Source organism: Glaciimonas soli (assembly GCF_009497155.1).
Lineage (GTDB): Bacteria > Pseudomonadota > Gammaproteobacteria > Burkholderiales > Burkholderiaceae_D > Glaciimonas > Glaciimonas soli.
The window spans coordinates 967,997-988,309 of sequence record NZ_WINI01000001.1; the positions used below are offsets into that span (position 1 = coordinate 967,997).

Genomic DNA, 20,313 nt, shown 5'->3' on the forward strand with positions numbered 1-20,313 from the left:
TACGATGATTACTTTGTCATCATCTTCCTTAATATAAAACTTAATCCATCGACTGCTGCCACCATCAACAACATGGCAACAATCACACTGGCCGCTTGCTGCATTTGAAATAAAGATAAGTAGTATTTCAACATCTGCCCCAAGCCACCAGCGCCAACCACGCCAAGAATCGCCGCAGCACGAATATTATTTTCCCAGCGATACAAGGTATAAGACAGCATTTGCGGCAGCGCTTGCGGCACGGTGGCGTAAAAAAATGCCGCCACTGGTCGCACGCCGTTGTGTCGCAAAGTCTGCTCTGCCAAAGGCGGGCAGTTTTCAAAAGCATCGGCGAACAAACGTCCGAGCACACCGGAAGTATGCGCAGCCAATGCCAATGTGCCGGCAAATGGCCCCAATCCGGCAGAGATCAATAACACCGAAGCCCAAACTAATTCTGGAATCGAACGCAGGACATTCAACAATGCTCGGGTTACTCCACGCGCAAGCCGGCCAAGGCGGCCGCTTGCCAATACCCCTAAAGCGACACCTGCGAGCGCAGCAAACAAAGTGCCAAGCGCCGACATGGATAAGGTTTCCGCAATCCCTAGCAGGATTTTTTGTAGAAATGGGAGCGATACATCCGGCGGCATAAAACCGTGTAAAAATTCAACACTACTCTGCACTGCTTCACGCGAAAAAAACGCACTCCATTGCATAGGCAACGAAATAAAACTAACAATCACCAGTGCGCACAAACCTAGCATCAAGGCTATGCTGGAAAGCCGCCACGATGGTGCTGGTGGAAGAGATGATTTCATTCCAGCCGCCTGCGCAACATTTTGCTGACGCCATCAGCTGCCGCCACCAACAACACGAAAACAATCAGCATGGTTGCCAATTCATCACCTGCCATCATTTTCAGAGACTCATCCATGCGTTGCCCTAAACCGCCCGCGCCGACAAAACCCATCACGACCGAACCGCGAATCGCGCATTCCCAACGATAGACGGTATAAGAGACCAATTCTGCGGCCGACTCTGGCAAAGCGCCATACAACAGTGCGGCGATGCGTCCACTGCCGTTATTGAGCAAACTGTTCGATGCCTGTGCATCGGATGATTCCAAAATTTCGGCATACACCTTCCCCAGCATGCCGCAATACGTCAACGCAATTGCAATCACACCCGCAGTCGGCCCCAAACCAACTATACGTACCAACAACAATGCCCAGACCAGTTCCGGCACACTACGCAACAACACCAGCAACCAACGGGCACTTTGCCGCACGGCGATAGCAAACAATCCCATCCGGGCACCGCCCAGACTGGAAATCGACAAACGCTGTGTCACCAGTAAAGTCATCGGTATCGTCCCCACCAGCGCCAGTGTCATTCCCATAGTCGCGATGGCGATCGTGTCCCACGTAGAGCTAACAACTATTTTCAAGAATTCTATGGAGTGCGCTGGCGGAAAAAAACTGGCGAGGAATTTACCGGTAGCGGCAAGACTTTGCGCGTCAAATAATCCCCACGGCTTGAATTCACTCAGCACCAGCATAGGCCACAGCAAGATGAGCGCAAATAAGATCATTGCGATCCTGCCACGCCATGCCGGGTCGGACGGTGGCATAGCTTGATATCCAGAATAGGCGGAAATTCGGGGTGTACTCATCACGACTTTCAACAACGCGGTGTATAAGTAGCAGAATCTGTCAGCGACAAGCCGACACCCGATTCATCATCGAAATGTGTGCCGCTTTCAACTTCATTCACGCCGCGATACAGAGCATCTATCATGCCATCCGTAACCTGTTCGCGTGGCAGATCAAACATGATCGCGCCATCCCGTAAACCAACGATGCGCGGAAAATGTGTCCGCGCCAATTCGACTTGATGCAAGCTGCACACCAACGTCGCTTGTCTTGCGCCAGCTTCCTGCTGAAGCACTGCCAGCGTTTGCAGCGATAAAGTCGGGTCCAAAGCCGATAAGGGCTCGTCCACCAATAACAATTGCGCTTTACTAATCAACAACCGCGCCATCCCGCAGCGCTGACGTTCCCCGCCGGATAACCTATCCACTCGCGCATACAATTTGTCCTGCAAATTAAAACGCGCCAGTGCTTCGAACGCGGCTACTGGTGCAATGGGTTTAATCAAGGATCGTAGCGCTTGCCATATACTCCATTGCGGCAACAAACCCGCCAGCACCGCATTGACTACCCGCTGACGTGGCGGTAACGGTGGTGTTTGCGGTGCCAAGAAAAGACGGCTGCGCAAGGCGTGACGCGCACTGCTGCTTAACTCCCAGGGATCGTTATCGAACAGAGTGACGTTACCCTGTGACGGACACAAAGCAACGGCCAAGGTATGCAGCAACGTGGTTTTTCCAGCACCAGAAGGACCAATCAATGCAATCTGTTCGCCCGGTCTGGCAGCCAGCGTGACATCGCGCAAAGCCGATGCGCCATTAGCTCCGCTAGCAGCTGCACCGGGATGGCGAACAGATAAATGGTCTAAAGAAAAAATCACTTCAACAAACCGGCATTGCGCGCTGCCGCTTCGATGGCAGTGTAATTTTCTGCTCGGGTTGGAATAAATTTAACCGTACGTTGCAAATCCAAAATCGCTTTGTCTTGTGGGTTGTTGGGGTTCAACTCTAAAAATGCATCAGTCAATTTTTTACGTAATACCGGATTCATGTCCGATCGCACACTCCAGTTGTAATCGAAATAACCGGGAGTGGTGTAAAACACGCGCACCACTTTAGGATCGACTTTTCCTTCTGCCACGAGTTTTTCCCAGACCGAGATATTCAACACGCCGGCGTCGACCTTGCCGCCAGCCACTGCTGCTACCGTCGCATCGTGTGCGCCAGAAAAAGCGATGCGTTTCATGTCAACATCAGGATTGATTTTTGCCGCTAACAAATAAGAACGTGGCATCAAATGGCCGGAGGTGGATGACTCTGAACCGAAGGTGAAATTCTTGCCTTTTAAATCTGCGAGCGTGTTGATCGATTTATCGGTCGTGATAAAGACCGAGCGAAATTGCTGATCTTCTTCGCGCTGCACGATCGGAATCACCTTGCCACCGCTACGCTCATTGGCCTGAACAAAAGTGAACCCGCCAAACCACACCAAATCGAGCTTATGATTAATCAAACCTTCCACCGAGGCAGCGTAATCGGTGACAGGAGTAAACACCACTTTCATGCCCAATTTTTTTTCCAGGTAATCACCCAATGGCTTGAATTTTCGCAACAGCTCAGTTGGCGCTTCGTCGGGAATCGCTGAAACACGTAAGACTTGTTGTACTGGTTCTGCGTGTAGCAAACTGGATATGCTCAGCAGGATGCCAGCAAATAAAAAAGAAAAACGTTTCATGATGCTCCTTGTGTTTTGTTTGATTAATGAATTGATGTTACACCGCCGTCATTCCCGCGAACGCGGCAATGACGGCGGTTGATGATGGCTCTGCGTAATTACAGAAGAACGTCAACGCCTGTAACACCCACCTGCATCTCGCCGATCACTGCAGCATCAGCAAAACCTTCGCGTTGAAACAGCGCCAGCACCTCATCCACCGATGCGGGATCACACGACACCAATAGGCCACCAGAAGTCTGGGGATCGGTCAGCAAAGCCTGTTGCACTGCACTCATGCTTGATCGGGATCTCACCTCATGGCCATAACCCTGCCAGTTACGCGCAGACGCGCCCGTGATATAACCCTGCTCGGCCAACTGCTGCACCTGCGGTAGTAATGGTATTTTCTGCATAAGCAGTTTGGCAGACAACTTGGCGGCACGCGTCAGTTCCAGCAAATGTCCCAACAAACCAAAACCGGTGACATCGGTCAGCGCATGCACGCCGGCCAATTCAGATAGCGCTTTTCCCGGCTTATTCAATTTAGTGGTATTCGTAATCAACGCCGCATAGCCAGCTGCATCGAGCACGTCTTTTTTTAGCGCTGCAGACAAAATACCGACACCCAGTGGTTTGCCTAAAATGATTTTGTCGCCCGCTTTAGCGCCGATATTGCGCTTTACTTTGGATGGATGCACCAAACCCAGTACCACCAGACCATAAATCGGTTCAACAGAATCTATCGTATGGCCGCCCGCAATCGGAATGCCCGCTTCCGCGCAAATCGACGCGCCACCATTGAGAATTTGGCCGATAACTTCCAGCGGCAATTGATTAATCGGCATACCGACCAACGCCAAGGCCATGATCGGCGTACCACCCATTGCATACACATCTGAAATCGCGTTAGTGGCAGCAATGCGGCCAAAGTCGAAAGGATCGTCGACGATAGGCATGAAGAAATCGGTGGTGGCAATCAATGCTTGCTCATCATTGAGCTTATAAACTGCGGCATCATCGGCAGTTTCTATCCCCACCATCAGTTCTTTAGGTACTGGAAAGCCCGTTGAATTCTTCAGTATTTCCGCCAACACGCCGGGCGCAATCTTGCAACCGCAACCACCGCCGTGGGAGAAGGAAGTTAATTTGATAGGAATATGAGGTGTAGGCATAGTCGGCGCTCTCGATATTTAATGGAGAATCTGGCCGACAATTATCAAGCATTCTTCCTCTTTTGGCAGAGAAATTGCGCAAATTGCATCCGCCCCCCCATAAAACGCAACCGCCTACCTTGCGAAAGAATCGCGAAGTAGGCGGTTGCAAGCTATTTAAAGACCGACTGATAGCTTAGGGGAATTCGCTCAAAATAGCGCGTATTCACAATAAAGAATGTTCAATTCAAACGGGAAATTTCCCCTTCAAAAACATACTCAATTTTATATTTGTGTTTTTTTTACCAACTGTCCTCAGAACTGAAATTCAAAGCCCACCCATGCACAAATATTTAATGACTTGATAATCGTCGATCCCATAGTGCGAACCTTCGCGTCCTAAGCCCGATTGCTTGACACCACCAAATGGCGCAACTTCGTTAGAAATCATGCCCGTGTTAATGCCAACCATCCCACTCTCCAAGCCCTCTGCTATGCGCCAGATGCGACCGATATCGCGTGAGTAGAAATAACTGGCAAGACCGAATTCAGTATCGTTGGCCAACGCCAGCACTTCATCATCGGTTTTAAAGCGGAATAACGGTGCCATCGGACCGAACGTTTCTTCTTTTGCGACCAGCATGCTGGCTGTCACATCTGCCAGCACGGTCGGTTCAAAGAAGGTATGGCCAAGTGCGTGACGTTTGCCGCCAATGAGAATTCGCGCGCCTTTGGCAACGGCATCGGCAATGTGCTCTTCTACTTTTTCGACCGCCTTCAGTTCTATCATCGGACCTTGCGTAACGCCAGCATTGAGGCCATTGCCAACTTGCATTTTGGCGACTGCAGCGACCAATTTTTCGGCGAAAGCGTCGTAGACACTGTCATGTATGTACAAGCGATTGGCGCAAACGCAGGTTTGACCCGCGTTGCGATATTTGGAGGCAATCGCTCCTTCTACTGCGGCATCCAGATCGGCATCGTCAAACACGATGAAAGGCGCATTACCACCTAATTCCAAGGATAGTTTTTTAATCGTCGGCGCACACTGCTCCATCAACAACCGCCCTACGCCGGTCGAACCGGTAAAACTCAACTTGCGTACCAGAGGATTACTTGTCATCTCAGCACCGATCTCGCGCGAAGCACCGGTGACAACACTAAACACACCACCCGGTACGCCGGCCCGCTCGGCCAATACCGCCAGAGCCAATGCGGAAAACGGCGTTAATTCAGCGGGTTTAAGTACCATAGTGCAGCCTGCGGCCAAAGCCGGACCGACTTTGCGCGTAATCATCGCAGCGGGGAAGTTCCACGGTGTAATTGCCACACACACACCGATCGGTTCTTTGACAATAACGATACGCGTATTCGGTGATGGCGATGGGATAGTATCGCCGCCTGCGCGTTTCCCTTCTTCCGCAAACCATTCGATGAATGACGCTGCGTAAGCGATCTCTCCCTTAGCCTCGGCCAACGGTTTTCCCTGCTCGCTTGTCATGATCAACGCAAGATCATCGGCATTTGCCAGCATCAAATCATTCCACTTGCGCAAAATGATACTGCGTTCTTTGGCAGTCTTGCGGCGCCATTGCGGCCACGCCTTGTTAGCGGCTTCAATCGCACGTTTAGTCTCAGTACGCCCCATCTTAGGGACTGTGCCGATGACTTCGCCAGTGGCTGGATTGGTGACAACAATGGTTTCTTTGTTATCAGCATCACACCATACTCCATCGACATAGGACTGTTGGCGTAATAGTGAGGGGGCTTTTAATTGCAACATGAGTTAATCCAATAAAATTGTTGTTACTGATGTCATGTACTTAGGCTTGTGCGGCAGCCGTCTTCATTGCCGCACTCAATATACTCAGCGCTTCGTCCATTACTGCATCAGAAATCGTCAATGGATACAAAAAGCGAATAACGTTGCCATGAACGCCACAAGTAAGCAATAACAAGCCGAGCTTCAATGCTTCTGATTGTACTTTTTTGGTAAATTCCGCGTCAGGTGTTTTGCTTCCCGGTTTCATAAATTCTGCAGCGACCATTGATCCCAAACCGCGCACATCAGCAATTTGCGGTACTTCTGCACGCAGATTATGCAGGCGGGTTTTGAGTTTTTCGCCCAACATATTGGCGCGTTCAACCAGATATTCTTCTGCAATCACATCCAGTACCGCCAGAGCCGAAGCCACAGCCAGTGGATTGCCGGCATAGGTTCCGCCGAGACCGCCTGGTGCGGCAGCATCCATCACTTCAGCACGACCGCATACGGCCGATAACGGCATCCCGCCAGCAAGACTTTTTGCCATCGTCATCAAGTCGGGAACCACATCAAAATGTTCGCTCGCAAACAATTTTCCGGTGCGCGCAAAACCAGTTTGTACTTCGTCGACGATCAGCAAAATGCCGTGTTCGTCGCATAATTCACGTAACGCTTGCATGAGCTCTTTTGGTGCGGCATAAAAACCACCTTCGCCTTGCACTGGCTCTAAAATAATTGCCGCGACGCGCTTTGGATCTACATCTGCTTTGAACAATGTTTGCAATGCGCTCAACGAATCTTGAGTTGTTATGCCATGCAATTCAATCGGGAATGGCACGTGATAAACCTCGGCCGGAAAGGGACCAAAACCGACTTTGTAGGGAACCACTTTACCAGTCAACGCCATACCCATCATAGTACGGCCATGAAAAGCACCGGAGAATGCAATGACAGCGCTACGGCCAGTGGCTACGCGGGCGATTTTGACGGCATTTTCTACTGCTTCGGCGCCTGTGGAAAAGAAAGTCGTTTTCTTGGCATGCGTGCCTGGCGTGATGTGGTTGATACGCTCAGCCAATTCAATATAACTGGCGTAAGGCACAATTTGATATGCGGTGTGGGTAAATTTACCCAGTTGCTCCTGTATCGCAGCGATCAGCTTCGGGTGGCGATGACCAGTGTTGAGCACGGCGATGCCTGCGGCAAAATCAATAAAGCGACGCCCTTCCACATCCCATATTTCTGAATTTAGCGCATGCGACGCGTAAAAATCGCACATGACGCCAACCCCGCGCGGCGTTGCGGCATTTTTGCGTTGATGTAGATCTGCATTATTGAGACTGGTATTTTTCATAGTGGCTCCGTGAATATTGATGGTGTTGCAATGCGATGATCAATATTAAGGCCGACGTGGCACTATAATATAGCGCCACTTTGATTTTTCTGATGGAGCCACTCAATCCATGACTTCCCGCATTGCTTCCCTGACAGACTTCTTGTTAATGCAAATAGAGCGTTCTGCAGAAGTGCGGGAATCTGCCACGACCAGAAAGCCGTTGAATCGGCAGATTTATCAAGCCATCCGCGAAGCCATTTTGTCCCAATTGTTACCCGCGGGCTGGCAACTACCGTCATCTCGCGACCTTGCGCGGGGGCTAGCACTGTCGCGTAATACGGTCACTTATGCCTATGAGCAATTGCTTGCCGAAGGCTATCTGGAAACGCGTGCAGGTGCGGGCACCTTTATCGCCGACACGACTCCCGATCAATTACCGGAAACACATCCTCACACCGCACCGCTGATCGATCCTAGCGGCCAATCCGAACTTTCTGCGCGCGGCGCAAAATTGGTGCAGCAAGCAGGTGTCAGTGATTTGCAGTGGGGCGCGTTTATGCCCGGCGTCCCGGATGTCACTTTATTTCCGAATAAGGTCTGGAGCCGTCTGCAAAATAAGCATTGGCGACGCTCTCAAGCTGAACTGCTGACTTATGGTCAAGGTGGCGGTTATCACCCGCTACGCACGGCCATTGCCGATTACTTGCGTGTCGCACGTTCCGTCAATTGCAACGCTGATCAAGTCATCATTACCACCGGTATCCATCAGTCATTGGACCTCATCGTGAAATTATTGGGCGAATATGGCGACACAGCGTGGGTGGAAGATCCTTGTTATTGGGGTACCCGTAGCGTGCTCAGTTCAGTGGGCATTAATCCAGTGGGCGTTGCTGTGGATGCGGAAGGAATGAACATACGCTCCGCTAATTTGCGTGAACCACCACGCTTTATCTGCACCACACCATCGCATCAATATCCGTTGGGAATGGTGATGAGTTTATCGCGACGACGCATGCTGCTGGAATATGCGGCGACACATAAATCATGGGTAATTGAGGACGATTACGATAGTGAATTTCGCTACGGCAGTCGACCGCTGGCATCGTTGCAAGGCACCGATACACAAGGGCGCGTGTTATATATGGGGACATTTAGCAAAACCCTGTTTCCCGGTTTGCGAATAGGCTTTATTGTCGTACCAGAATCGCTGGCAACGGCATTTTCTACTGGCGTATCGGAGCTGTATCGCGGCAGTCAGGTTTTCTTGCAAGCAGTGCTGGCTGATTTCATGCGCGAAGGCCATTTCGCTTCACATATCCGACGCATGCGGCTGGTGTACGCAGAGCGTTTGCAGTTATTGCAAGACGCGATTAAAGACAATTTTGGTGACACAGTGGAAATCACGGGTGGCGATACAGGTTTACATTTGACGCTGGGATTGCCGTCACATTGCGATGATTTTGTCATCAGTCGTGAGGCACGTTCCGCTGGCATCATTGCGCGACCGCTTTCGCGTTATTACATGAGCGAAAATACGACAAGCCGTGGTTTATTACTGGGTTATGGATGCGTACCAAATGCGCACATTCGTCCCGCGTTTGATGTGCTGGCAGCGATTATCAAGAAACATATTTAAAAATAGGCCGCCCAACAAGCATCACGAGCGCGCGTAAATAAGGTGTTGCAAGGCAGTCTATGGATTTTCATTCGACATCTGTCTGTATAAATCTGTCGATTACTCTCCATTTGGTAACTCTATACTCTGTAATGCATGCGCCTTGGTGATCCGTGTGGGGGTAAATACTTATCGGACAGCCTGATTTCACTATAGATGTGAGATTGAAGCTTTAAAAAGATTTTTATGAATTAAGTGATATAACTTGCAGTCATATGTAAGCCTGTCCAAAAATCTTATTGAACCTTACCGAGAATAACCAAAACGATGCGAATAGTTAAACGATGTATTGCCGCAATCACTATCTTGGGCTGCATCATGCAGCCTGCCATTGCCGGCTATAACGTCTGGACTAACGAATACACGCTTTCCCGGCAAGAGCTGCAAAGCGTAGTAGCCCGCCAATTCCCAACGCAGCTGCGCTATGCCGAAGTGTTTGATGTACAGGTAAGCCATCCGCAGCTGCAGTTCGCGCCGGAGAAGAATCGTCTTATTACGACTGTACAGGTAAAAATCAGCAGCGCGTTGCTATTACAAGCGCCACTGAACGGCACCGTGACCCTCAGCAACCGCTTGAAATACGATAGCACTACCCGTTCGATCCGACTTGATGCGCCTAACGTTGATCAGGTCGACGTCTATGGCTTACCTGCTCAATATACGCAACAATTGACCGCTATCGGGTCGCTTATTGCACAGCAAGTGCTGCAGAACTACCCTATCCACACTTTCCGTACGGAGGATTTGCGCATCGCCAATAAATCCTTTGAACCGGGCGCCATCACCGTGCAATCGGATGGCATTGCAGTAGAAGTCAATCCAACCTAAGCTATGAACATCCAGCCACTTTGAAGCGGATCTGCTCTTGAAAATTTTATAAATTAACAATATGTAGCTGTTGCCGTTAGCATTTTTCATACTCATCACAAGGACTCTCATGCAGAAAAACACCATCATTTCAGCAGCGCTACTCTGCGCAGCAATGTCGACAGCTGCTGCACAAGAAAACCCTGTGCGCGTATCGTTAGACTCTTCAAAGCCGCAAGTAAGCGCGGAGTGTCAGCATTTACAAGCCCGTATCGAAGAGCTCAACAAAATGGATGACGAGCGTCTTGCCCGCGCCAAGTTACCCGATGCAGGTGCCCAGCAAAGCCCGGTGCAAACCAGAGAATGGATAGATCAAGAGCGCAAAGATGCAAAAACCAAGATGTTTTTTGCTAAGTGTTAAATTTGTCCAATAGGTTTTTTTCGAAGCCACACCGAGCAACGCCGAATTAGCGGCGCGCGGTAGCTTACGAAAAAAGTCTATTGTTTAGTCTTAGGCTGGCAATGGCGTATAGCCTGCCTCCCGAATCGCTTCTGCAAACAGCTCAGCATCTAACGTGCTTTGTATAGATACCTTCTTTTCTGCTTTCAGAACTTCAACTTTAGCATCGCTATCCACGGTGCCAATCGCCGCTTTAATCCGGCTCTCACAACGACCACATGTCATATCTGCGACATTAAATGTTAGCATTTTCTTCACTCCTGACTTGATTAGAAATTACACTATGCACCTTCCTATAATGGTAAGGTCAAGAGAAAAATAAACACTTGACCTTACCATTATAGGAAGGCCCATGATGGTGTTATTCCCACTCAGATTGCTCATCAAATGAATAACGTTATAGACAACAGCAACCAACTGCAATTGCCCATTGCCGGAATGACTTGCGCGTCTTGTGTTTCACATGTTGAAAAAGCATTATCCAAGGTTGCAGGAGTACAGCAAGTCAGCGTCAATCTCGCCACTGAAAAAGCCACTATTCATACTGTTGGCAACGTGGCTATAGAGAGTCTGCTTGCGGCAGTTGCCGCCGCCGGATATCAGGCGACTGCACCGACTGACGCAACCGTTCCAACGCCGACGACCAAGACTGCCGGCTGGCCTGCATGGTGGCCGGTTGCCCTCTCGGCTTTGCTAACCTTGCCGTTGGTAGCACCAATGTTATTGATGCCATTTAGCGACGGCGTTAATGACTTAAGTAATCATTGGACGCTATCCGGCTGGTGGCAATTGGCATTGGCAACACCAGTGCAATTTTGGTTGGGAGCGCGTTTTTATCGTGCCGGCTGGCGTGCTTTGAAAGCCAAAACCGGCAATATGGACTTGTTGGTCGCATTGGGAACCAGTGCGGCTTATGGCTTATCGCTGTATCAATTATTTGCCATGAGCGAGCATAGCCATTTCTATTTTGAAGCTTCCGCTGCTGTCATCACGTTGGTATTACTCGGGAAATGGCTGGAAACCCGCGCCAAACGTCAAACCACCGACGCGCTACGTGCGCTCAATGCGTTACGTCCGGAGCGTGCCACCGTCCGGCGCAACGGCAACGACGTAGAAGTGAGTATTGATACCTTACAAAACCATGATGTGGTCGTGGTCCATGCTGGCGAACGCATTGCCGTTGATGGCGTTGTGATGGAGGGAATGAGCCATGTCGATGCATCGCTGCTGACCGGCGAAAGTTTGCCTGTAGCAAAACAAGCTGGTGACCGCGTCAGTGCAGGCACTATCAACGGTGAAGGTGTGTTGCTGGTCAACACCAGCGCCGTTGGTGCAGAAACTACCTTGTCGCGCATCATTCGCATGGTGGAAGATGCGCAAGCGGCAAAAGCGCCGATCCAGCGTTTGGTCGATCAGGTTAGCGCGATATTTGTGCCGGTGGTTCTGGTCATCGCTTTGCTGACGTTATTGGGTTGGGGCTTCGCCACCAACGATTGGGAAATGGCGATTCTCAATGCGGTCGCAGTATTAGTCATCGCCTGTCCTTGTGCGTTGGGCTTGGCAACACCAACGGCTATCATGGTTGGCACTGGCGTGGCTGCACGTTATGGAATTTTGATTAAAGATGCCGAAGCGTTGGAAATCGCCCATCGCATCAATGTCGTCGCGTTTGATAAAACCGGCACCTTGACGCTAGGTCAGCCCAGCTTGATCAGCTACCTGTCAGGCAACAGCCAAACTGCAGATCAACTACTGACACTGGCTGCCGCTGTACAACGCAGCAGCGAACATCCGTTGGCGCGTGCAGTGATGACGGCTGCTGCGAACAACAATCTTGTCGCGCCGCTTGCATCCGATGTGCAAACAGTGGCGGGACGTGGTGTGCAGGCTATCGTTGCCAATCAAAAGTATTATCTTGGCAGCACGCGCTGGATGCGTGAATTGGGCGTGAATCTTGGTGCTCTTGCCGCATCGGCGGCAAAGCTGGAAGCCGATGGCTGTACCATTTCCTGGTTAGCTGGCGAAGTGCTGGATAAATCTACTGCCGAATCCGCAGCACCAAACATTGCAGGGTTACTCGCTTTTGGCGACACCATCAAACCGAGCGCACCGGCAGCCATAGCACGCTTGCAGCAACTAAACATCCGCGTTGCGCTGTTGAGCGGCGATAACTGGGGTAGCGTCACTGCCGTCGGCAAGCAACTGGGTATCGCAGATCTGCATGCCGAAATTTTGCCCGCATACAAAGCATTGGCTATTAGTGGCCTGAAACAAAATGGTGCGATGGTTGCGATGGTCGGTGATGGCATCAACGATGCACCCGCATTAGCCGCTGCCGATGTAGGCATTGCCATGGCGACCGGTACTGATGTCGCGATGCAGGCTGCTGGTATCACCTTGATGCGTGGCGATCCGTCGTTGGTGGCGGATGCCTTGGATATTTCGCGACGCACTTATAGCAAAATTCGACAAAATCTTTTCTGGGCATTTATCTATAATTTAATCGGTATTCCACTCGCCGCATTAGGTTATTTGAATCCAGTATTAGCCGGAGCCGCCATGGCGTTTAGCAGTGTCAGCGTGGTCAGCAATGCTTTGCTGTTACGTCGCTGGAAACCATCGACAACATCTGTGGAAAATCATCATGCAAAATAATCCTGTGAATATTGGTGAAGCCGCCCTCGCCTCTGGTGTTTCGGCGAAGATGATTCGACATTACGAAGAATCTGGCTTGATCCCGAAAGCGAGCCGCAGCGATGCCGGATATCGCACTTACACTGAGCGCGATATTCATTTGCTGCGGTTTATCCGACAAGGACGTGTATTGGGATTCTCGATGAAGCAAATCAGTGAGCTCATCAGCCTCTGGCTCAATCAATCGCGCCCCAGTAGCAAGGTGAAAGAATTGACCTTGCATCATATTCAAGAACTCGACGCAAAAATTCAAGAACTGGAAAATATGAAGGCAACGTTACAAAATCTGGCGCGCCATTGTCATGGCGATACCAGACCAGAATGCCCGATTCTCGACGGCTTGGCACAGCAGTAAAATTATTACTTACAAGGAAAAATTAATGAAACGTCGCTTACTCACCGCATTCGCCGCAATACTTTTATTGACCAGCATGATGCTCCAGACGGCGTACGCCGCGCTGCCAGTGGTTGAGGTCTATAAAGATCCAAATTGCGGCTGCTGCACCGGCTGGATAAAACATTTGCAAGACAACGGCTTCACGACCAACGTGCATAACGTCGCCGACACTGCCAGCTATCGCAAAAAATTCGGCATCCCCGCAACACTAGGTTCCTGCCACACTGCCACTGTCGGCGGGTATGCGATTGAAGGCCATGTTCCCGCCGCCGATATCAAACGTTTACTCAAAGAGCATCCAACAGCGATTGGGCTTGCCGTGCCTGGCATGCCACTCGGATCACCGGGTATGGAAGCGGCTAAGAAAATGCCTTACGACGTATTGCTGCTCAAAAAATCGGAGCAAAAAACAACGTCGTCACAAGATGTATCACAGTCAGTATTTCATCACTACGACGCTGATTGACTCTATCTTCTGATCTTGAGCACGGTTAAATAATTATTTCAAAAATGGCGACGTCATTCCCGCGTTCGCGAGGATGACGGCAGCATTTCTTAAATTGATTAATTACTTATCTTTTTTGTACAAGCCGTAACGATCTGTAAAAAAAATCTGTTTAAAGCTGTGATTGGGGCAAGATCAATGAACTGCTCGAAAAAGGATGATCACATGAACCACTTACAGCTACTTGCACTAATAAGCTCACTCCTGATCGGTATCCCAAGCATGGCGATGACAGGTACTCGTGATACGGATAACCGGGACAATCGCGACGAACAATTGCTTCAAGTCAATGTCAATCCGCCTTTAGTCAGTGGAGAGATCCGTAAAGTGGATAAAGACAGTGGGATGATCACGATCAAACACGAACAAATTCCTAACTTTGATATGCCTGCAATGACGATGCTATTTAATGTGGATGATGTGGCGATGCTGGATCAGTTTAAGGCGCAAGACAAGGTCGTTTTTTCTGTGAATAAACGGAACAACAAATTAACTGTCGTGCATTTGGAGCGCGCTTAGTATTGCAATGACTTCGGCAACTCCTTCTCCCGCAAGCGGGAGAAGGAGAAAAACGGAACCCGGTTATTTAAACACCACCGTCTTATGTCCGTTGAGCAAAATTCTATGTTCCACAAACCATTTCACCGCACGCGCCAACACCACTGATTCAACGTCACGACCAATCGCCGTCAACGTTTCTGGATTCATCGCGTGATCTACTCGGGCCACATCTTGCTCGATGATCGGACCTTCATCCAGATCTCCTGTCACAAAATGTGCCGTTGCACCGATCAGCTTTACGCCTCTTTCATGCGCTTGATAATAAGGCTTGGCGCCTTTAAAACTTGGCAGGAAAGAATGGTGAATATTGATAGCTTTGCCGGTTAATGCCGTACACAGCTCTGGCGACAAAATTTGCATATAGCGCGCCAATACGACTAAATCAATATCATGCGTGGCTATCAGCTCCAGTACACGCGCTTCTTGTGCCTGTTTGGCTTCTGGTGAGGCGCCAGTTTTCAAAGGCAAATGATGAAACGGAATGTTATAGCTGGCTGCAAGTTGATAAAAATCCGTGTGATTGGACACAATCGCGGGAATTTCTACTGGCAACAAACCGCTCTTATAGCGGAACAGCAAATCATTTAGGCAATGGCCAATTTTCGACACCATCAACAGCATACGCGGCTTTTTGGTGGCGTCATTTAATTGCCAGTTCATCTGCATGCTTGCAGCCAACGCGGCAAATGCAGTGCGCAGTGCCTCATCTGCAATAGCCGGATTTTCCGCCGAAAAATGCACACGCATAAAAAATAGTTTGGACTGCGCATCGCCAAACTGGGCGGAGTCAATAATGTTGCAACCATACTCAGACAGAAAGCCTGAAACGCGATGCACGATCCCACGCTGATCTAGGCAGGATAAAGTAAGGATATATTCTGGATGGCTCATAATGTTCAAGAAGAAACGAAACGCCTGACCGTGTAGTCAGTCTACCAATATGGCGAAAAGCGCTATTGTCGCATGCTTGCACTGGACGAACAAAACCGAGGCATATTTTTATGTATGCCTCGGTTTTGAAACAGGATAGCCGTAAAGACTATTTTTTTGAATTAGCTAAAATTTATACTGCACTTGCTGCTGCCACTGGGGGAGTAACAACTTTTACGCCAGAAGCCGTATCGACTTGCACATCGCCAATCAATTGGCCGCCTTCTTGAATGACGATTTTGCCGTAGCGAATTTTTCCCGATACTTTGCCGGTAGCATGAATAATCAATTTTTCACGCACAGTCAGATCGCCGTCAAATTCACCGTGGATTTCGGCCAGATCAATCACGGCTGAACCTTTAAATGCGCCTTTTTCAGCAATGTGAATGACACGCGAATTCATCGTTGCCTCAACGCGGCCTTCCACCACTAACGTGTCGCAGTCAGTAATTTCAACGCCTTTAAGCTTGATATTAGGGCCAACGATCAGTTTGCTACCGCTTTCATTTGTGCTCGATGCATGCGCACTATGAGAAGAGGAAGAACTGGCAGAAAAAGGGGAATTGGATGAAGTAGATTTAGAAAAGCTTGATGGGCTGGTAGATGACATAGTAGAAGAGTTCAGATTATTGGTACTGGTTGATGTCGAAGTCGCGGGTGTTGATGAATCTCGCTTTCCAAAAAGCGTTTCTGAGCGAAGCATACTATCTCCTAAAAATACTACGTCGTTTTACAGACGCACTGAAAATGATTGAACTTTAAACAAATGATCTGCATTAAGTTGCGCATAAATCACCCAAAATCGTGATGCCAAAATCGCATCTGCTTTTACGGGCTAATGATCTAAGCTTGAGAGCCAGAAGAATCTTAAAAAGTTCATGGATTTCAGGCATTGATTTGTAACAATTTATCGAGCATGCATCAATTGCCAATATCGTGTTCGAACACCATGATTCTCGAAATAAGAAACTGATAAAATCTGTTTCGCCTGAGCATACAACCATAACGAACATTTCAGACAAAAAATCATTCAGATCATTATGTAAGTCACAACGCGCAGAATACGCAGACTCTTAACCAAATTTTGGAGACACACACATGCAAGCCAAGTTAGAAGCGAAAGTGCTGAATTTGCCACCCGTGAACATCGCGTATCAAAGATATATCGGACCTTATGGCCCTGGAATCGGGAAATTCTGGAATGACACTTTTATGCCGTGGTGCGTCGCTAATCATGTAGAAAGACATGCCACTTTTGGAATCGCGCACGATGACCCGCATCAAACTGACCCAGAAAAATGTCGCTATGACGCTGGTGTTGAAGTTGCTGGTGATTTTAAAGCCATTGAACCGACCTACTTAACGACATTGCCCGGTGGGCGTTACGCTGTTGCCGAGTTTGCAGGTACCGCTACCGAGATTGGTGCGGCATGGACAACTTTGTTTCGCGAATGGTTACCGGCGAACGGTTGGCAAGTCGATAACCGCCCCTGTTTTGAACGTTATCTGCCAGATACTAAATTTGACGCAAAAACCGGCGCGTTTGAATGTGAGTTATGTATCTCGGTACGTCCGCTATAACCCGCTTTATATCCTTTTTGCCTTATTTTAGAATTGGTTTATTGTTACGCTTAGTTGACATAAATACTAATTATCTAAATTAGCGGTCAAAAAAACACAGTGAAATAACATTAAGGAAATTTCTCCTGCCAGGAGGAATTTCCTGATGCGAGCATTGTTATTAGAGTGCTACGAAAAAAACAAAGTTGTCGACATTTCCATTTGTGCTCAGTCATATAAAAATCAACTCGACTACGCAGATGGAGGCGTTTAGTCCTACAATCGCGGCATGAAAAAACTTGATATTTTATTGCCGTTTAGCCTACCGCCAAAAGAACTAGCGCGCGACTTGCTGGCGCATCTCAAGCTACCAGCACTTGCTACATTACTATCTCGCGCTCAAAGCAATCGCCTGCAGCATTTTGACGAATTCGCTCACACATTACCTCATGAAATGTGGCTAGCGCGGCAGTTTGGTATACACACTCCCACAGATTCCAGCCCCGCCATCGCCCACATTGCCATGCGTGGTATCAACTTACCGGCGCAAACCGGCCATTGGTTCGTACTGCATCCAGCACATATTCATATCGCCCGTGATCATTTGGTGTTGACTGATATTCGTCAGGTGCGACTCTCAGAAGCCGATGCGCTAGCACTGTTTAATAGCGCCAAACCGTTGTTTGAAGATGCGGGTAAAACCTTGTTGTATGGCGATACGAATACGTGGTTCATGCGTGCCGATGAATGGCGGACATTGCGCACTTCGACGCCGGATGCCACTTGTGGCCACAATATTGATATCTGGATGCCGCGCAGTGAAGATGGCAGCGCGCGTGCCTGGCGCAAGTTGCAAAACGAAGTGCAAATGCAATGGTTTGAAAACGCACTTAATCAAGAACGCACCGCGCTGGGTCAGCAGGTAATCAATTCTTTATGGTTGTGGGGCGGCCAGACAGCGAACGACACTGCTGATGACATACAAAGTGGGACGCACACTGAAAAGCGTTACAGTCACACCTATAATTTACAAGGCTGGCCGCAGTGTCTGACGACGCGCTCGCCACACTATCGAACCCATTGCAGTGCGGCTGAATTGATTGCCGACGCTCCGCAACAAGGCTTATTGTTACTGAATACGCTCATCGCACCGACGCTTACTAGCGAGTGGTCGGTCTGGCAGCAACAATTGCAAACCCTGGAAACCGATTGGTTTACGCCATTATTGCAAGCTTTAGAAAATCGCCAGTTAGATCAACTGACGCTGATAATGACTGATAACACACGCATGACAGAATTCAACATCACTCGGCTCTCGCTAAAAAAATTCTGGGTTAAACCTACCCTTAAAAAACTAAGCGTTGAAATAGTCAAGGGAGCCATATCGTGACCCGCATCGTCACTCGCTCCTATCCGTTTCGCGATGCCGAGCGGCTGCATCAAAGTGGCGTTCATCCTGTCTTGGCGCGTGTCTATGCAGCGCGAGGATTGCTTGATGTAAAAGAACTCGACAGTGAACTCAGTTCGCTGCACCCACCATCCGGTTTGCTGCACATAGAAGCTGCAGCCAGTTTTTTAGCTGATGCCATCGTCGCCAAAAAGAAAATGGTGATCGTTGCCGATTACGACTGCGACGGCGCAACTGCTTGCGCGGTTGGTTTACGTGGCTTACGTCTGTTAGGTGCGCAAGTCGATTTCATCGTGCCGAATCGGTTTGAATACGGTTATGGCTTGACGCCGGAAATCGTTGATCTGACCATACGCGAAAAATCGCCCGACATCATCGTCACCGTCGACAACGGCATCGCCAGCATCGACGGTGTTGCTGCGGCCAATGCGCGTGGCATTGAAGTGGTTGTCACCGACCATCACTTACCTGCCGATACCTTGCCGGCCGCTGCCGTCATCGTTAATCCAAATCAACCTGAATGTGGCTTCCCCAGCAAAAATCTGGCTGGTGTCGGTGTCATGTTTTATGTATTGCTGGCGTTACGCGCCGAAATGCGCAAGCGCGGCATATTCGATGCGCAAACCCAGCCGAAACTCGATGTTTTACTGGATCTGGTTGCACTCGGAACGGTGGCCGACGTGGTAAAACTGGATGCGAATAACCGAATTTTGGTAGCGCAAGGTTTAAAGCGCATGCGCGCCGGCCGTATGCACGCTGGCATCGCCGCGCTGTTCCGCGCCGCCAGTCGCGATCCGCGCCGCGCATCACCGTTTGATCTCGGTTTTGCGGTAGGTCCGCGCTTGAACGCAGCTGGGCGCCTGGCCGATATGGCATTGGGGATCGAATGTTTAACCACCGACGATGAAGGCCGTGCCTGGGCGATCGCGCAGCAACTCGATAGTATCAACAAAGAACGGCGCGAAATTGAGGCTGGCATGCAAGATACCGCGCTGGCTTTGCTAGACAATTTCAATCCGGTCGACAGCAACACGATCAGCGTGTTTGACGCATCCTGGCACCAAGGTGTGATCGGCATTGTCGCATCACGCCTGAAAGATAAGTTTTATCGCCCTACCATCACTTTCGCGCCAGGCGACGATGGCATGATCAAGGGTTCGGGGCGTTCGATTCCGGGGTTTCATTTGCGTGATGCATTGGATTTGGTCTCCAAACATGCGCCCAGCCTGATCGAAAAATTCGGCGGTCATGCCATGGCAGCGGGCTTGACCATACGTGCCGATGCGTTAGAAACCTTCTCTGCTGCGTTTGAAAAAGTGGGAAGTGCTTGGTTAGGCAAACAAGAATTAGAACGCGTGATAGAAACCGATGGCCCACTGGAAGATGCGTATTACACCATCGACTTCATCACGCTGATGGAAGGTCAGGTGTGGGGGCAAGGTTTTTCACCGCCGATATTCTGCGACGAATTCAAAATCGTCAGCCAACGGATTTTAAAAGAAAAACATTTAAAATTATTGCTAGATAGAAATGGAATTCGCTATGATGCAATCTGGTTCGGTCATGTCGATGAACTTGGTAGTCGCGCTCGCGTAGCATTTCGGTTGGATGCGAATGAATATAACGGCGTGACCAAGGTGCAATTGATGATCGAACATGCGGAAGCGATAGTATAGCTCCCACATCCCAGCCCATCTCCAGTCTCCGGAAGAGGGAC

Annotated in this window: 20 protein-coding genes; 10 read left to right on the forward strand and 10 right to left on the reverse strand. The window is 49.5% G+C overall.

The annotated features are described in order from the left end of the window. Positions 1-8 precede the first annotated feature (8 nt). The 7 genes from phnE to GEV47_RS04450 form a co-directional block, all read right to left on the reverse strand. Positions 9-800: a phosphonate ABC transporter, permease protein PhnE gene (gene phnE / locus GEV47_RS04420; protein WP_153233458.1), complete on the reverse strand. Its 792-nt coding sequence runs from the start codon at positions 798-800 to the stop codon at positions 9-11. Beyond that, entirely contained in the window at positions 797-1,654 is an 858-nt protein-coding gene (locus GEV47_RS04425; protein ID WP_228124556.1) for a PhnE/PtxC family ABC transporter permease, read from the reverse strand. Before GEV47_RS04425 ends, phnE begins: the two co-directional genes overlap by 4 nt. A gap of 8 nt (positions 1,655-1,662) precedes the next feature. After that, on the reverse strand, positions 1,663-2,511 hold the full coding sequence (locus GEV47_RS04430; protein WP_322741540.1) for a phosphonate ABC transporter ATP-binding protein: 849 nt from the start codon (positions 2,509-2,511) through the stop codon (positions 1,663-1,665). Next, positions 2,508-3,365, reverse strand: a complete 858-nt coding sequence (locus tag GEV47_RS04435) for a putative selenate ABC transporter substrate-binding protein (RefSeq protein WP_153233459.1) — start codon at positions 3,363-3,365, stop codon at positions 2,508-2,510. The genes GEV47_RS04430 and GEV47_RS04435 overlap by 4 nt, the downstream gene beginning before the upstream one ends. A gap of 98 nt (positions 3,366-3,463) precedes the next feature. Then, the gene (selD, locus tag GEV47_RS04440) at positions 3,464-4,519 is read right to left on the reverse strand and encodes a selenide, water dikinase SelD (RefSeq protein WP_153233460.1); all 1,056 of its coding nucleotides are present in this window, start codon (positions 4,517-4,519) and stop codon (positions 3,464-3,466) included. Positions 4,520-4,826: 307 nt separating this feature from the next. Beyond that, on the reverse strand, positions 4,827-6,281 hold the full coding sequence (gabD, locus tag GEV47_RS04445) for an NADP-dependent succinate-semialdehyde dehydrogenase (RefSeq protein ID WP_153233461.1): 1,455 nt from the start codon (positions 6,279-6,281) through the stop codon (positions 4,827-4,829). A gap of 40 nt (positions 6,282-6,321) precedes the next feature. Next, the gene (locus tag GEV47_RS04450) at positions 6,322-7,617 is read right to left on the reverse strand and encodes a 4-aminobutyrate--2-oxoglutarate transaminase (protein ID WP_153233462.1); all 1,296 of its coding nucleotides are present in this window, start codon (positions 7,615-7,617) and stop codon (positions 6,322-6,324) included. A gap of 109 nt (positions 7,618-7,726) precedes the next feature. On the opposite strand from GEV47_RS04450, the gene pdxR reads away from it, so the two are divergent. The 3 genes from pdxR to GEV47_RS04465 all read left to right on the forward strand — a co-directional run bounded on the left by pdxR (position 7,727) and on the right by GEV47_RS04465 (position 10,502). Next, entirely contained in the window at positions 7,727-9,235 is a 1,509-nt protein-coding gene (gene pdxR, locus GEV47_RS04455; protein WP_153233463.1) for a MocR-like pyridoxine biosynthesis transcription factor PdxR, read from the forward strand. A 357-nt stretch (positions 9,236-9,592) separates the two neighbouring features. Next, on the forward strand, positions 9,593-10,102 hold the full coding sequence (locus GEV47_RS04460) for a DUF1439 domain-containing protein (RefSeq protein WP_228124557.1): 510 nt from the start codon (positions 9,593-9,595) through the stop codon (positions 10,100-10,102). A 109-nt stretch (positions 10,103-10,211) separates the two neighbouring features. Next, complete coding sequence (locus GEV47_RS04465; RefSeq protein ID WP_153233465.1) at positions 10,212-10,502, forward strand: hypothetical protein; 291 nt, start codon at positions 10,212-10,214, stop codon at positions 10,500-10,502. Positions 10,503-10,592: 90 nt separating this feature from the next. On the opposite strand, the gene GEV47_RS04470 is transcribed toward GEV47_RS04465, so the two are convergent. Continuing rightward, positions 10,593-10,790, reverse strand: a complete 198-nt coding sequence (locus GEV47_RS04470; RefSeq protein WP_153233466.1) for a heavy-metal-associated domain-containing protein — start codon at positions 10,788-10,790, stop codon at positions 10,593-10,595. A gap of 138 nt (positions 10,791-10,928) precedes the next feature. Between GEV47_RS04470 and GEV47_RS04475 the strand changes: the two genes are divergently transcribed. The 4 genes from GEV47_RS04475 (at position 10,929) to GEV47_RS04490 (ending at position 14,656) form a co-directional block, all read left to right on the forward strand. Next, the gene (locus GEV47_RS04475; RefSeq protein WP_153233467.1) at positions 10,929-13,196 is read left to right on the forward strand and encodes a heavy metal translocating P-type ATPase; all 2,268 of its coding nucleotides are present in this window, start codon (positions 10,929-10,931) and stop codon (positions 13,194-13,196) included. Between the two features lie 4 nt (positions 13,197-13,200). Then, positions 13,201-13,590 carry a Cu(I)-responsive transcriptional regulator gene (gene cueR, locus GEV47_RS04480; protein ID WP_322741561.1) on the forward strand — a complete coding sequence of 130 codons (390 nt, stop codon included), beginning with the start codon at positions 13,201-13,203 and terminating at the stop codon, positions 13,588-13,590. Positions 13,591-13,615: 25 nt separating this feature from the next. Further along, positions 13,616-14,098 (forward strand): DUF411 domain-containing protein, encoded by a 483-nt coding sequence (locus GEV47_RS04485; RefSeq protein ID WP_153233469.1) that lies wholly within the window; start codon positions 13,616-13,618, stop codon positions 14,096-14,098. Positions 14,099-14,302: 204 nt separating this feature from the next. Beyond that, on the forward strand, positions 14,303-14,656 hold the full coding sequence (locus GEV47_RS04490) for a copper-binding protein (RefSeq protein WP_153233470.1): 354 nt from the start codon (positions 14,303-14,305) through the stop codon (positions 14,654-14,656). Between the two features lie 63 nt (positions 14,657-14,719). Here the strand turns inward: GEV47_RS04490 and purU are convergent, their stop codons facing one another. Beyond that, positions 14,720-15,589: a formyltetrahydrofolate deformylase gene (gene purU / locus GEV47_RS04495; RefSeq protein ID WP_153233471.1), complete on the reverse strand. Its 870-nt coding sequence runs from the start codon at positions 15,587-15,589 to the stop codon at positions 14,720-14,722. A gap of 172 nt (positions 15,590-15,761) precedes the next feature. After that, positions 15,762-16,331 carry a bactofilin family protein gene (locus GEV47_RS04500; RefSeq protein WP_153233472.1) on the reverse strand — a complete coding sequence of 190 codons (570 nt, stop codon included), beginning with the start codon at positions 16,329-16,331 and terminating at the stop codon, positions 15,762-15,764. Between the two features lie 395 nt (positions 16,332-16,726). Between GEV47_RS04500 and GEV47_RS04505 the strand changes: the two genes are divergently transcribed. The 3 genes from GEV47_RS04505 to recJ all read left to right on the forward strand — a co-directional run bounded on the left by GEV47_RS04505 (position 16,727) and on the right by recJ (position 20,272). Further along, a complete protein-coding gene (locus tag GEV47_RS04505; protein WP_153233473.1) occupies positions 16,727-17,209 on the forward strand; it encodes an AraC family transcriptional regulator in 483 nt (160 codons plus the stop codon). 268 nt (positions 17,210-17,477) lie between these two features. After that, positions 17,478-18,578, forward strand: a complete 1,101-nt coding sequence (locus GEV47_RS04510) for a hypothetical protein (protein ID WP_153233474.1) — start codon at positions 17,478-17,480, stop codon at positions 18,576-18,578. Further along, positions 18,575-20,272 (forward strand): single-stranded-DNA-specific exonuclease RecJ, encoded by a 1,698-nt coding sequence (gene recJ, locus GEV47_RS04515; RefSeq protein WP_322741541.1) that lies wholly within the window; start codon positions 18,575-18,577, stop codon positions 20,270-20,272. Before GEV47_RS04510 ends, recJ begins: the two co-directional genes overlap by 4 nt. Positions 20,273-20,313: the final 41 nt, after the last annotated feature.